Origin of the sequence: Pseudomonas sp. NPDC089406 (assembly GCF_044900265.1) — a bacterium.
Taxonomy (GTDB): domain Bacteria; phylum Pseudomonadota; class Gammaproteobacteria; order Pseudomonadales; family Pseudomonadaceae; genus Aquipseudomonas; species Aquipseudomonas fakonensis.
This window is the reverse complement of sequence record NZ_JBJDNC010000049.1, coordinates 1-14,018: the sequence shown is the minus strand read 5'-3', so window position 1 is coordinate 14,018 and position 14,018 is coordinate 1. Positions and strand designations below refer to the sequence as shown.

At 63.2% G+C, this 14,018-nt stretch carries 11 protein-coding genes; 4 read left to right on the top strand and 7 right to left on the bottom strand.

The window, feature by feature from the left end:
* Positions 1-187: 187 nt before the first annotated feature.
* Positions 188-1,579, bottom strand: a complete 1,392-nt coding sequence (locus ACI2KK_RS25145) for a hypothetical protein (RefSeq protein WP_404671085.1) — start codon at positions 1,577-1,579, stop codon at positions 188-190.
* Positions 1,580-2,085: 506 nt separating this feature from the next.
* Between ACI2KK_RS25145 and ACI2KK_RS25140 the strand changes: the two genes are divergently transcribed.
* Both ACI2KK_RS25140 and ACI2KK_RS25135 read left to right on the top strand, forming a co-directional pair.
* A complete protein-coding gene (locus ACI2KK_RS25140; RefSeq protein ID WP_404671084.1) occupies positions 2,086-2,760 on the top strand; it encodes a COG3650 family protein in 675 nt (224 codons plus the stop codon).
* Between the two features lie 103 nt (positions 2,761-2,863).
* Positions 2,864-4,471, top strand: coding sequence for an NAD(P)/FAD-dependent oxidoreductase (locus tag ACI2KK_RS25135; protein WP_404671083.1), 1,608 nt, complete (start codon positions 2,864-2,866; stop codon positions 4,469-4,471).
* A 157-nt stretch (positions 4,472-4,628) separates the two neighbouring features.
* Here the strand turns inward: ACI2KK_RS25135 and ACI2KK_RS25130 are convergent, their stop codons facing one another.
* Positions 4,629-5,093: a glycine zipper 2TM domain-containing protein gene (locus tag ACI2KK_RS25130; RefSeq protein WP_217842126.1), complete on the bottom strand. Its 465-nt coding sequence runs from the start codon at positions 5,091-5,093 to the stop codon at positions 4,629-4,631.
* 149 nt (positions 5,094-5,242) lie between these two features.
* On the opposite strand from ACI2KK_RS25130, the gene ACI2KK_RS25125 reads away from it, so the two are divergent.
* Positions 5,243-5,473, top strand: a complete 231-nt coding sequence (locus ACI2KK_RS25125) for a hypothetical protein (RefSeq protein WP_404671082.1) — start codon at positions 5,243-5,245, stop codon at positions 5,471-5,473.
* A gap of 87 nt (positions 5,474-5,560) precedes the next feature.
* Here ACI2KK_RS25125 and pdxH read toward each other — a convergent pair whose 3' ends face one another.
* The 5 genes from pdxH to dinG all read right to left on the bottom strand — a co-directional run bounded on the left by pdxH (position 5,561) and on the right by dinG (position 13,115).
* A complete protein-coding gene (pdxH, locus tag ACI2KK_RS25120) occupies positions 5,561-6,208 on the bottom strand; it encodes a pyridoxamine 5'-phosphate oxidase (RefSeq protein WP_404671081.1) in 648 nt (215 codons plus the stop codon).
* 19 nt (positions 6,209-6,227) lie between these two features.
* The gene (locus tag ACI2KK_RS25115) at positions 6,228-7,214 is read right to left on the bottom strand and encodes an OmpA family protein (RefSeq protein ID WP_404671080.1); all 987 of its coding nucleotides are present in this window, start codon (positions 7,212-7,214) and stop codon (positions 6,228-6,230) included.
* Between the two features lie 98 nt (positions 7,215-7,312).
* Positions 7,313-8,458, bottom strand: coding sequence for a serine hydrolase domain-containing protein (locus ACI2KK_RS25110; protein WP_404671079.1), 1,146 nt, complete (start codon positions 8,456-8,458; stop codon positions 7,313-7,315).
* A 207-nt stretch (positions 8,459-8,665) separates the two neighbouring features.
* Positions 8,666-10,888 (bottom strand): beta-galactosidase, encoded by a 2,223-nt coding sequence (locus ACI2KK_RS25105; RefSeq protein ID WP_404671078.1) that lies wholly within the window; start codon positions 10,886-10,888, stop codon positions 8,666-8,668.
* An 82-nt stretch (positions 10,889-10,970) separates the two neighbouring features.
* Positions 10,971-13,115, bottom strand: a complete 2,145-nt coding sequence (gene dinG, locus ACI2KK_RS25100; protein ID WP_217842120.1) for an ATP-dependent DNA helicase DinG — start codon at positions 13,113-13,115, stop codon at positions 10,971-10,973.
* Positions 13,116-13,213: 98 nt separating this feature from the next.
* Here dinG and ACI2KK_RS25095 point away from each other — a divergent pair, with 98 nt between their 5' ends.
* A complete protein-coding gene (locus tag ACI2KK_RS25095; RefSeq protein ID WP_404671077.1) occupies positions 13,214-13,678 on the top strand; it encodes a CopD family protein in 465 nt (154 codons plus the stop codon).
* Positions 13,679-14,018: the final 340 nt, after the last annotated feature.

Here is a 14,018-nt window from a genome sequence, read left to right as displayed (position 1 = left end):
ATTCGAATCAAGCTTGCAACCTCGATGCTTACCGTGCAACGCGGTAAACATCGAGGTTGCCTTTGCCGAATTACCAAGCCGCAGAAAATAACCGCCTTTTGATAATCGGCATTTATACTGAAACGTATAGAGCGCCTTGCAGTTCAGTGATCATTATTTTGCGCTACCGATATTGTTCACTGAACGCCTATTCCAACTGCCTCAAATGAAGACTGTAAAGTTCATTGTAATAATTTGACTCTCCGGGATAGAGCACCTGAACTGCAAGCTTCAAGTCTGTTCCCGGCTCAATGGTGCGCCCTGCCTTATTGACGAGCGCAACAAAACCCGGCAGCGCCTGATCCACTTCGAGCCAGTCTTTCTGTGTTTCCAGCCAGTCTGGATCCAGCACGGCCCCCTGCTGCAGAATAAAGCTCAGGCGCCACCTCGATACGCGAATAGATTCAGAGTGGAGAGTCAGATCATAACTATAAATAAACTCTGGCTTATCCCAAACTTTCTTCCATTTACCAAGGAGCGACTGATCTACGCGAAGATCCCGCCTAGTGTGAACGACTACCAGCATCGTCTTTTGTGAGTCTCCATTATTAACCAGATCATCCGGAGGCGAGAGCTTTGTTGTCAACACAGCGTTCCCCGCCCCGATGCCACTCACCGGAATATTCACCCTCGTCGAACCATTGGGCGGAAGAGTCACAACATTTTCAAAGTCACCAACCGTCAATACAGTAGTATTTGCAGAAGTCGATTCAATTACAACACCCGCTATTTCTACGTCGCTTTCATTCTTGATTTCAAGGGGAGCATAATAAAGCGAGACCCCGGCTGTAATTTCCATCTGTTGCGCCATCGACATGCGGATATTAACAGCCCGCTTAGAAACACTGGAGCTTGCTATTTTTTCAGCGTCACCGTTGTTAATCAACCCTACAGGCATTCGCAGTCGGGCTGCTAATTGTGCATTACCCACCTTGCGACCCGTTAACGGAACCCTCACAGTAGCCGTATTGCGCGAAGGGATATTCACGCTTGTATCAAAGCCTCCGACTTCAACTGTTGCAGGAACACTCGAGACAAATTCGACTGTAGCACGCTCTACGGATACGGAACTCTCATTAACGATTACCAGGTCTGTTTCAACAGTCTCACCAACACTCAGTAGAATGTCATTTTCAAGGTTTATTTTCAGGATAACTTCTTGCACAGGCGCTGACACGACAGAGTGGGTTTTATCGTTCCATGTGCCCCCTCCCGGATACGTCACTCCCATCAAGTCCGAAAAATAAGCCCCCGCAGCGACGTTCAATGTGTAGCCATTAATATCAGCGCCGGACACAAGCGCACCGGCCTTATTCATTTTATTAACCACGCAAGATACGCCAGAGCGTCCGCCTACGATAAAGCCATAAGTTCTCAATTGGGCCTGATCCAGTTGAATATCTGGGGCGATTGAGAGAATATCGCCATCCGTTTCGCCTTGGTTGTAGTCTGCATGAGTATAAAGGCACAGCGTACCGGATGGGCATGCGGCCATACCCTTGCCACCTCTGATCAACTCAACACCGTTTACTTTTTTCATATCTCCGCCCTCTTATTTAAGCTGCGTGGCAGCCTGTCATTTACTACTACCCGAATATCACTACTCTGTAGGTAGCTATGCAGATCACTCTGCAGACCCTTCTTATTGACGCTGATTAATTTTCCGGGGACCGGTGATAGGCAAAACCACCCAACCAGAGGCAAAAATAATTATCCGGACCTTCATAATAACGAGGCAAAACTTAGCAAGTTCACCCCGAACAACTCAACACCAAGAAAATCTTAAACTCAAGATCTTGGCGAGTTCACGACAATTAATTCTGCATTAGCAAGAAGCAGTGTCGCTATCCAGCGTTCAGAAAAGATCAGCTGCTTGACAGTGAGCTTACGCTGACGACAAGACCTGTCTACTGGCAGAATTAACAGGTGCTGCATCTGACACATGCCGAAACCCGCCAAGCGCAACAAGACAGACATCACTTGAGGTTGGCCCAAAGTCTGAGTAACGTGGCCCGCACTTTTTGCAAGATTTGCGGAGCCCGCCCCATGCGCCTCACCCCCACCCTGCTGCTCACTGCCCTGCTGCCGCTGTTCGCCGGTTGCCAGATGCTGGCCGAAAAACCGGCCGACCCGAACATCGGTACCACGCGCATGCAGGGCGAACTGAGTGCCGGCGGCGGCCACCTGCTGTTCAAACCCTGCAGCGAGGCCCGCCAGTTCGTCATCAACGACGCCGGCAGCACCGCGATCCTGCAGGAGGCCGCCAACCTGGCCAAGGACTCCAAGGACAAGCTGTTCGCCGACCTGCGCGGCCGCCTGGCCGGCAGCAAGCAGGCCGGCAGCGACGGCCAGGTCGACGTCACCCGCCTGTACCGCCTCGAACCTGGCGCCCGTGGCTGCGAAGACCCGAACTTCAAGCAGCTCACCCTGCGCGCCAGCGGCCATGAACCGGACTGGGACATCAAGGCCAGCGGCAAGGGCATGGTGCTCAACCGCGTCGGCCAGCAGCCACTGCCGCTGCCGTTTCTTGAAGAAGAAATGCCCGGCGGTGGGCTGAGCCTGTCCAGCGAGGCCAACGGCCAGCGGGTCGAGCTGTGGGTCGCGCCGCAGCGCTGCGTCGACCCCGCCACCGGCGCCATCCGCCACCTCAAGGCCGAGCTGCGCATCGACGGCAAGACCCTGCAGGGCTGCGCCTACTACGGCGGCGCCCGCGACCTCTGACCACCGGGCACTTTTAACCTGCCAGCCGGGGCGGCGAACAGCTTATACTTGGCGGTTTGTGTAAAGCCGCCGGCCGCCCATGGCCGGGATACTGGACCCTGCCATGCTACGAATCAACGAACTCAAGCTGCCCCTGGACCACTCCGACGACGAGCTGCGCGCGGCCATCGTCCAGCGCCTGGGCATCGCAGATGAGCAACTGCTCGGCTTCACCCTGTTCAAGCGCAGCTACGACGCGCGCAAGAAGAACAGCGAATTGCTGTTCATCTACACCCTCGACCTCGAAACCAGCAACGAAGCCGAGCTGCTGAAAAAGTTCGCCGACGACCCGAAGATCGGCGTGGCTCCGGATGTCAGCTACAAGTTCGTAGGCCAGGCGCCGGCTGACCTGGCGCAGCGCCCGCTGGTGGTGGGCTTTGGCCCCTGCGGCATCTTCGCCGGCCTGTTGCTGGCGCAGATGGGCTTCAAGCCGATCGTGCTCGAGCGCGGCAAGGAAGTGCGTCAGCGCACCAAGGATACCTGGGGCCTGTGGCGCAAGAGCGTGCTCAACCCCGAGTCCAACGTGCAGTTTGGCGAAGGCGGCGCCGGTACCTTTTCCGACGGCAAGCTCTACAGCCAGATCAAGGACCCGCAGCACCACGGCCGCAAGGTGCTCGAAGAGTTCGTCAAGGCCGGTGCGCCAGACGAGATCCTGTACATCAACAAGCCGCACATCGGGACCTTCCGCCTGACCAGCATGGTCGAGAAGATGCGCGAAGAAATCATCAACCTGGGCGGCGAAGTGCGCTTCGAGCAGAAGGTCACCGACCTGGTCACCGACGGCGAGCAACTGACCGGTGTGGTGCTGCAAAGCGGCGAGCAGCTGGATTCGCGCCACGTGGTACTGGCCCTGGGCCACAGCGCCCGCGACACCTTCCGCATGCTCCACGCCAGGGGCGTGTTCATGGAGGCCAAGCCGTTCTCGGTGGGCTTCCGTATCGAGCACCCGCAGTCGCTGATCGACAAGGCGCGCCTGGGCAAGTACGCCGGCCACCCGAAACTGGGCGCCGCCGACTACAAGCTGGTGCACCACGCCAAGAACGGCCGCTCGGTGTACAGCTTCTGCATGTGCCCGGGCGGTACCGTGGTCGCCGCCACCAGCGAGCCGGGGCGCGTGGTCACCAACGGCATGAGCCAGTATTCGCGTAACGAGCGCAACGCCAACTCGGGCATTGTCGTGGGTATCGACCCCGAGCGTGACTACCCGGGCGGCCCGCTGGCCGGTATCGAACTGCAGGAACGCCTGGAGGCCCACGCCTACGTGATGGGCGGCAGCAACTACCAGGCACCGGCGCAACTGGTCGGCGACTTCGTTGCCGGGCGCCCGTCCACGGCCATCGGCAGCGTCGAGCCGTCGTACAAACCAGGCGTCACCTTGGGCGACTTGGCCCCGAGCCTGCCGGCCTTCGCCATCGAGGCGATCCGCGAGGCACTGCCGGCCTTCGACCGCCAGATCAAGGGCTACAACCTGCACGACGCGGTGCTGACCGGCATCGAAACGCGCACCTCGTCGCCACTGCGCATCACCCGTGGCGCCGACCTGCAGAGCCTGAACCTCAAGGGCCTGTTCCCGGCTGGTGAAGGCGCAGGCTATGCCGGCGGCATCCTGTCAGCAGGTGTCGACGGCATTCGCATTGCCGAGGCGGTGGCGCGGGATATTCTCGGGCGCTGAAGCTTTACTGCCTGCACGGGCCCTATCGCCGGCAAGCCGGCTCCTACATGGTTTTGCGTTTCCCTGTAGGAGCCGGCTTGCCGGCGATAGGGCCCTTGCAGATAAACAAAAACCCCGAACAGGCCAGGCCCGTTCGGGGTTTTGTTTTATACGCCGGTCAGTGCGAAACGCGGCTGGTGCCATCCACGGTCATGATGCGCACGCGCTCACCCACACGGAAGATTTCGTTCTGCTGCACTTGTTGCACATAGGCGCGCATGCTGCCGTCGTCTTCGCGCACGGTGATTTCAACACCTTGGGTGCGGGTCAGGCCTTCTTCGGCCGCAGAACCTGCCAGGCCACCGGCTACGGCACCGATCACCGCAGCGACGATGCTGCCACGGCCACCGCCGACGGCGGAACCTGCCACACCACCGACGATAGCGCCGGCGCCGCCGCCGATTGGGGTCTTGGTGCCTTCGATCTTGACCGGGCGCAGGGATTCGATGGTACCCATGCGCACGGTCTGCACGCGACGGGCCTCATCACGGGAGTAACTGTCGCCGGTCAACGACGACTGGCAGCCGCCCAGCAGCAGCGACATGGTGGTGAAGCTCGCCACCAGCAAAACGGATTTACGCATGAGGAAAATCTCCATAAGTCACGGTGAGCATTAGACGCTTAGCCATGACGGGTGTCACGGCGCAAATGTTATAAATTTGTTCTCATTCAGCTCGGGTACAGCCAGCAGCGGCTGTGGAGCGGGCTTTTCACGTTGGACCAAGGATAGCCATGGATTACTTCATCGTGGTCATAGTCACGATTGCCGGCCTGTATTTCCACGGCTGGTTGTATGTACGCATGCGCCGCTGGATGGATCGTGATCTTGCGCTGTCGCTGGCCGGGGATGACCCCGAGCGGCGGGCTTACATGCTGGCGTTGCTGCAGCGGGCGCGCAAGGAGAAGGTCAAGCGCAAGGCGTTGGGGGAATGGTTGCAGCGGGAGGCCGAGAAAGGTCGATGAGGGGCTGCGCTGCAGCCCAATCGCCGGCAAGCCGGCTCCTACAGGGCCTGCAGGAGCCGGCTTGCCGGCGATTGGGCCTGATTCAATTCACGGCGCCAAGCGCTCACGCAACCACTGCCCATCCACCAGCCGGTAATTCAGCCGGTCATGCAGGCGACTCGCCCGGCCCTGCCAGAATTCCACACGTTCCGGCAGTAAACGGTAACCGCCCCAGTGTTCCGGGCAATCGGGCTGGGTATCGCTGAAGCGCGCTTCGGTGGCTTTCACCAACCCTTCCAGCTCGGCGCGGTCGGCAATCACCCGGCTTTGCGGCGAGGCCCAGGCCCCCAGGCGGCTGCCCAACGGGCGCACCTGATAGTAGTCGTCGGACTCCTTGGCCGTGACCTTTTCCACCCGCCCCTCAATGCGCACCTGGCGCTCCAGCGCCGGCCAGAAGAAGGTCATCGCAGCGAAAGGGTTCGCGGCAATGTGCTGGCCCTTGGCGCTTTCGTAGTTGGTGAAAAAGGTGAAGCCACGGGCGTCGAGCGCCTTGAGCAACAGCACCCGACAATGCGGACGGCCGTCGGCGTCGACCGTGGCCAGGGTCATGGCGTTGGCTTCCACCGGCAACTGCTCGGTCTTCACCGCATCGGCGAACCATTGGTGAAACAGCGCAAACGGCTCCCCCGGGGCCTGGGCTTCGGCCAGGCCATCACGGGTGTAGTCGCGGCGCATATCGGCCAGGGATTGGGTCATGGCTGCGTTTCCTTGACGATCAGTTGGTCTTCGCAGGGCTGTTGGCGGCGACTTTCTTGTCGGTGGCGGCCTTCTTCGCGGCAGGTTTTACCGGGGCGGCTTTCTTCTTGGCGGCAGTGGTGGCCTTGGCCGGGGCTTTAGCTTTGGCGACCGGCTTTTTCGCCGCAGGCTTGGCGGCTGGCTTGGCGGCTGGCTTGGCAGCGGCGGCCGGGGCCTTGACGTCCTGGGTAGCTACCAGCGCGGCAGGTGCGGCAGGCGGCACCGGCTGCTGGTACTTGGCCAGCAGCGCAACCATGGTGTTCTGCGGAGTCAGCAGCAGTTCCACGCGGCGGTTCAAGGCGCGGCCGGCAGCGCTGTCGTTGGCCGCACGCGGCATCAGCGAGCCCATGCCCTTGAGCATCAGGCGGTCACGCTGCAGGCCGCTCAGGCGGAAGATCGCCGATACCGAGGCGGCGCGCTCCAGGCTGAGCTTCTGGTTGGCAGCGGTGGCACCGGTGTTGTCGGCGTGGCCGAGAATCAGGATGGCGGTCTTGCTGTCGGCCTCGATGGCCTTGGCCACCTGGGTGATCGGGCCGAGGGTCACCGGCAGCAGCATGTTCGGGCGGTCCGGGTTGTAGGCGCCATCCACCGGGATGGTCACCGCCAGCACGTCTTCGCGGCGCTCCAGCTCGAACTTGCTGCCCTTGATGGCCTCGCGCACCTTGGGTTCGTACTGGTCAAGCCAGGCCTGGGTGGCCTTCTGGTCGATCTTCGGCACCGCGGCCTTGGCTTGCGCTTTGCTGTCGTCCCCGCCGAACGGCCACCACCAACGGCTGCTGCTCTCGGACTTGGCGTCAGCCTTGGCGACGTTTTCGGTAACGGCGGCCTTCACTTCCTTGTCAGCGACTTTATCGGAGCCAAACGGCCACCAGCTCAGGCCGCCGTCCTTCGACGCCTCCTGCGAGTGGCTGGCGCAGCCGGTCATGGCCAGGCACAGGGCGAGTGCTAAGGTTTTATGTGAAGACATCAGCGATACACCATGAAATAGAAAGGAATTTTGCCCACGCAATCAGGCGTCGGCATTGAGGATAGTCAAAGGGCCCGGGCAATACCCGCGTTACCCGATCAAAGGCAACTGCCCAGTACCCGCACCAGCTTCTGCGCGCGCGGGTCCATCAGCACATAGGGGCCGAGGGTATTGGTGACGAAGCCAAAGGCCACATCGTGCTCAGGGTCGGCAAAGCCCACCGAGCCACCGGCCCCCGGGTGGCCGAAGGCGCGCGCGCCAAGGCCGAAGGTGGCGTTGGCCACCTCCGGCTGGTCGAGCATGCAACCAAGGCCAAAGCGGGTCTGGGTGAGCAGCGTGCGGTCCTGACCCAGGCTGTGCTCGCGGGTCAGTTCGTCGAGCAGTTCGGACTCCAGCAGGCTGCCATCCAGCAGCCCGGCATAGAAGCCGGCCAGGCTGCGGGCATTGCCGTGGCCGTTGGCAGCCGGCTGCTGCATGCGCCGCCATTCGGGCTTGTTGGTACTGGTGAGAATCGCCGGAGGGTTGGTGAAGGCGCGGGTCGACAGTGCCTCGGGCTCGCGCATGGTCACTTGCAGCAGGCGCTGGGCAGCGGCATCACCGGGGTTGCCCTTGCCACGGGCGATGTGCGCCACGCGGTGGAATTCTTCATCAGCCAGGCCCACGTGGAAGTCCAGGCCCAGCGGCCGTGCGGTGCGCGCCACAATGGAATCACCCGGGCCACGGCCATCGGCGCGGCGAATCAGCTCGCCAATCAGCCAACCGTAGGTGATGGCGGCGTAGCCATGTTCAGTACCCGGCGTCCACCAGGGCGTCTCGGCGGCCAGGGCGTCGACCATCACTTGCCAGTCGTAGAGCGCTTCAGCCGGCAGCAGCTGGCGAATGGCCGGCAGGCCGGCGCGGTGGCTGAGCAACTGGCGCAGGGTGACATTGTCCTTGCCGGCCTGGGCGAACTCCGGCCAGTAGCGGGCCACGGGGGCGTCGAGGGCCAGCTTGCCCTCACCCACCAGCTGCAGGGCGGTGACGGCGGTGAAGGTCTTGGTGCAAGAGAACAGGTTGGCGATGGTGTCGCTGTGCCAGGCCTCGTGGCCATCCTTGTCGGCGCTGCCGGCCCACAGATCGACCACGGTCTGCCCGCCGACCTGGATGCACAGCGCCGCGCCACGCTCCTGGGGATCCTCGAACAACGCGGCGAAGGCCTCGCGCACCGCCTCGAACTTCAGCTCATAGTGACCCTGGATCTGCACCCGCTACCTCTCCGAACGACCTGGCTGGCAAAGGCGTGCATTGTTTCAGTAGTTGGACGGTTTGCCTACTGGAGATGGCTGGGTGGTTGGTTGCTCACATGAAACAAGGTAGCAACCTGTAGGAGCTGGCTTGCCGGCGATGAGGCCGGGCCTGTTGCCAACGCTGATGGCCCTATCGCCGGCAAGCCGGCTCCTACAGGGGGGCGCTTACGGTGCGGGCTTTTCCAACTGGGTGCGCAATTGCGTGGTCAGTTGCAGGTTGCTCCTGCGCACCGCATCGACAAAGCCCGGGTAGGCCATGTCGGTGATACCCACCAGCCCCAGGTGCCCGTTCTCGCCGTCCAGCAGCCGACCGCTGGCAGGTTGGTCGAGGTACTGGAACCAGTGCGCGCCAACGATCATCGGCTGGGCCAGGGCGGCCTTGAGGAAGTTGGCGTAAGCCGGGCCGCGCTCTTCCTCACGCGCCACCTCTACCGGGCCGGGCCAGAACGGGCCGCGATCGCGCGAGCCGAACTGGAACTCCGAGACCAGCACCGGCTTGTCCAGCTCGGCCAGGCGGGCGAAGTCGTAACCGTCCTCGGGCTTGAGGGTATAGAAGTTGAAACTCAGCACATCGCAGAACTCGGCACAGGCCTTGACCGCCTCGGGCGTGCTCACCGCATAGCGCCCGCCGAGCAGAAGGTGGTTTGGCGCGTGCCATTTGAGCGCGTCGGAAATGGTCTTGAAGTAGGTCTGGGCGAACACCAGCTGGAAATACTGGTAATCGCGCTCGATTTCCGGGTGTTCGGGGTTGGGCAGCGGTGCTTCGAAGCCTGGGTCTTCCATCAACTCCCAGGCGCTCAGCTCGATGCCCCAAGCTTTAGACAGCCCTTGCTGGTTGCGGTACTTGTCGCGCAGTTGCTTCAAGAACGCGCGCTTGGCCGGCACGTCGGTGGTCAGGCGCAATGTGCCGTAGGCCAGGCCGTAGCGGGCCTTGGGGTCATCGCCCGGTGCTGCCCAGGCCAGTTCGTTGTCGGCGAAATAGCCGATCAGCCAGGGGTCGTCGCGGTGATCGCGGGCGGCGATGGCCACGGCGCGTTCGGTGGCCATGGCAAAGCGCGGGTCGAACGGGTCGGGCATGCGCCCCCACCAGTCCATGCCGGTACTGATGCTGGCGTAATCGCCGACGATCGCCAGCGGCAAGGTGTAGGGCATGCGCCGGGCCTGCTCCAGGCCCGGGTCGCTCCAGTTGCCCAGGGTGTTGAAGCCCCAGGCCTGCAGGCGGTCGAGGGTGTGGTGTTGCCAGCGCGGCGCGTCGAACGCCAGCGGCGGGCAAGCCTCGGTAGCGCTCGGACAGGGTTTGCCGTAGGTGCGTTGCAGGTTGGCGGCATAGAAGTCGAACCAGCGCCCCTGCTTGAACCCGCGCCCTTGCGACGAGGCATTGCCGTCGTCGTTGTTACCCTGGCCATAAAAAGCCGCCAGGGCATCGCCTTCGGCGGGCAGGCCCTTGAACATGCCTTCACGGCCTTGTACGTAGGTGCGCCCGCCATCGGCGGCCACCGCATTGACCCCCAGCGAGTAGAACGGGTGGCCGTCGGGGGTTACCAGGTGCCAGCGCCCGTCACGTTTTTCGGTACGGAAGAAGCCCTTGGCTTCGAACGCCGGGCCGGCCTGCAGGCCGCCGTACGGGTCCAGGCCGAGCTTGTCGCGCTCGAGCAGCCAGGCCTTGAGCTGCGCCTGCTCGCGGTTGTCGGCGGCCTTGAGTTGGTCGTCGCTTGTGACCTTCTCCGGCCAGTTGCCACGGGTGGACTGGCCATAGCTGTCGACCAACTGGCTGTAAGCAGCCTGGTAAGCCAGGTCGTCGTCCTGCAGCCCGACCTTTTCGATCAACAGGCTCTGGGCGACCTTGGGGCTGGGGATGCTGAGGCTGACCGAGGTCACCTGCTTGAGGTCGATTTCGCCGCTGCTGCTGGCCAGCAGCAGGCGCTGGCCTTCGTGGGCCCAGGGCATCGGCGGGCCGGCGCGCATGCCCTGGCTCAGCGGCGAGCTGGCAGTGAGCGGAATCATCACCGTCTGCGCAGGGCCCGCCGGCAGGTCGATGCGGCTGCTGAGGGTGCGCCCGTCGCTGCCCTGCACCTGCACATCCACGGTCAGCGCCCAGTCCATGGCACTTTGCAAACGCAGGGTGAGGTAGCGCCCGGCCGACCAGTCCCAGGCCCCGGCCTGCGGGGTGAGTTGCAGCGTCGGCTTTGCCACCGGGTTGAACACCACCCGCCGCAACACCTCGCCTTCGGCGGTCTGCTCGGCGTTGTACTGCGGCATCCCGGCGTCCTGGGCGACGACGTTCACCACCGAGGCGGGGCGCACGAAACTGAACAACGTCTGTTGCCCTGCGAGCAGGGGTGCGCTGAACAGCAGGGTAAGCATGGCGGGCAGGGTGCGACGGATCATGGGGCGGTTGCTCTCCTTCTGAGCCCTCATGGGCTCGCGACTGAGTGATGGACAACGGGGCCGGTGCGTCGTGCTCCGGCGGTCAGTCGATTTCCCGCCTGAATGGCGGCAGTGCGTTGAGAATAGCCTTGCCGTAGCGCTGGGTGACCAGGCGCCGGTCGAGCAGGCTGATCACCCCGCGGTCCTGCTCGGTACGCAGCAGCCGGCCGCAGGCCTGGATCAGGCGCAGCGAGGCGTCAGGCACGGCGATTTCCATGAACGGGTTGCCGCCACGGGCCTCGATCCACTCGGCCAAAGCCGCCTCGACCGGGTCGTCCGGCACCGCGAACGGGATCTTGGCAATCACCACGTGCTCACAGTAAGCGCCGGGCAGGTCGACACCCTCGGCGAAGCTGGCCAGGCCGAACAGCACGCTGTGCTGGCCGTCATCGACCCGCGCCTTGTGCTTGTTCAGGGTTTCCTGCTTGGACAGGTTGCCCTGGATCAGCACCAGCTTGCGCCAGTCGCGGTCCAGGCCGTCGAACACGTCCTGCATCTGTTTACGCGACGAGAACAGCACCAGCGCGCCGCGGGCGTCTTCGACCATGGCCGGCAGTTCGCGGATGATCGCCGCAGTATGCGCGGTGGCATCGCGGGGGTCGGCACCCAGGTCGGGCACCCGCAAAAGCCCGGCATCGCCGTGCACGAAGGGGCTGGGCACCACGCACTGCACGGCATCGCGGGGCAGGCCCGAGCGCATGCGAAAACGGTCGAACTTGCCCAGGGCGGTCAGCGTGGCGGAGGTGACCAGGGCGCCGTAGGCGACGTTCCACAGGCTCTTGCGCAGCATCTCGGCGGCCAGGATCGGGCTGGCGTTGACCTCGATGTCGAACAGCGCGCCGTTTTCGGCCAGGGTCAGCCAGCGGGCCATGGGCGGGTTGTCTTCCGGGTCTTCGGCGGTGAATGCGGTCCACAGTTCCCAGTTGCTCTGGGCACGGGTCACCAGGCTGCCGAACAGCGGGTACCACTCCTCGGCCTGGTGGCTGGCGATGCCGATGTTGTTCTCGCCGTCCATGCCTTCCTTGAGCAGGTCGGCCAGGCGGGTGAACAGGTCATTGAGGCGGGCGAAGCCTTTTTTCAGCTCGATGCCGACTTCGCGGATCTGCTCGGGCACCACGCCGCCTTCGAAGCGGTAGCGCGGGCGGTCGCGGCCTTCCATGTCCTCGCCGGCACGGAAGTCCGCCACCTGCTCGCACAGGGTGAACATGAACTGCTGCTGGGTGCGCACTTCACGCGCCAGTTCCGGCACCTGCTCTATATAGCGGCCCAGATCGCCCGGCAGCGGGTGCTGGGCCAGCAGCTTGGTGAGGTTCTTGGCGGTCTGCTCCAGCCATTCGGCAGTGGAGCGCAGGCGCGAGTAATGGGCGAAGTGGCCAATGGCCTTGTCGGGCAGGTGGTGGCCTTCGTCGAACACGTACAGGGTGTCGCGCGGGTCGGGCAGCACGGCGCCGCCGCCCAGCGCCAGGTCGGCCAGCACCATGTCGTGGTTGGTGACGATCACATCGACCTTGCCCATGCCTTCGCGGGCCTTGTAGAACACGCACTGCTGGAAATTCGGGCAATGCCGGCCGGTGCACTGGCCGTGGTCGGTGGTCAGGCGCGCCCAGTCCTGGTCTTCGATGGTCTCGGTCCAGCTGTCGCGGTCGCCGTCCCAACGGTTGCCGGCGAGCTTTTCGATCATGCTGTTGAACAGCTTCTGGCTGCGCTCGTCGACCTCAATCCGAAAGCCCTCTTCCTCGAACAGCTGGGCGGTGGCCGACTGGGCGTGGCCCTCTTGCAGCAGCACGTCGAGCTTGGACAGGCACAGGTAGCGGCCGCGCCCCTTGGCCAGGGCGAAGCTGAAGTTCAGGCCGCTGTTGCGCATCAGGTCGGGCAGGTCCTTGAACACGATCTGCTCTTGCAGCGCCACGGTGGCGGTGGCGATCACCAGGCGCTTGCCGGCGGCCTTGGCGGCCGGAATGGCGGCCAGGCTGTAGGCGACCGTCTTGCCGGTACCGGTGCCGGCCTCGACCGCCACCACGGCAGGCTCGCCCGCACGGCGGCCTTCGTCGTCGGTGGCGATGTCGCCGAGCACCTTGGCCACTTCGGCGATCATCAGGCGCTGGCCGTAGCGGGGCTTGAGGCTTTTGGCTTCGAGGAAACGCGAGTAGGCGCCCTGGATGGTGGCTTTGAGTTCGGTACTGATCATGGTCTGCGGGCGCCCGGAGGGCTGGATATATTTTCAGTGTTTCGCATGGGCCGGCTATCATACCCCGCTATTGCCCTTTGTGCCGCATGGAGATCCGGATGCTCGCCTTTGCCCTGCCCTACACACTGCATGTCCTGGCCGCCCTGGTGTGGGTTGGCGGGATGTTCTTCGCCTGGCTGGTGCTACGCCCGGCAACGGTTGCGGCCCTGGAGGGGCCTGCGCGGCTGCGGCTGTGGGTGGAAGTTTTCCAGCGGTTCTTCAGATGGGTCTGGCTGGCGGTGGCGATTCTGGCTGTCAGCGGGGTGGGCATGATCCACCTGCGCTTTGCCGGGTTCGAGACCGCGCCGCGGTACGTTCAGGTGATGATCGGCGGCGGGATCGTGATGTTTGCGCTGTTCATGCGGATTCAGTCGTTGCTGCTGCCCGAACTGCGGGCGGCGGTGCAGGCTGAGGATTGGGCTTCGGGGGCTGGGGTTTTGGGGCGGATTCGGCGGATGGTGGGGGTTAATCTTCTGATTGGGGTTGGGGTGGTTGCGGTGGCGAGTTCTCGGGTTTTGATTTGATTGGGATTGGGTTCGGAGTCGGGTTCGGGTTCGGGTTCGGGTTCGGGTTCGGGTTCGGGTTCGGGTTCGGGTTCGGGTTCGGGTTCGGAGTCCATGATGATTGCTTTTGTAGATGTATGCGCATTCATTGACGATGGCTGCTTTTCGTCACCTTTCCGCCCTTACGGCGGGTCACTTTTTGTCAAACGCGACAAAAAGTAACCAAAAAACGCTGGCTCCCATCATCCGGCCCTACGCTTCGCTCCGGGTTCCCTCGCTCCGGGCTTGCTCCGGAGGTACGCGCCGACGGGCCGTCCCTGGCCCGATCGGCGCTCGACCGGCATCCATGCCGGTCGCCCTC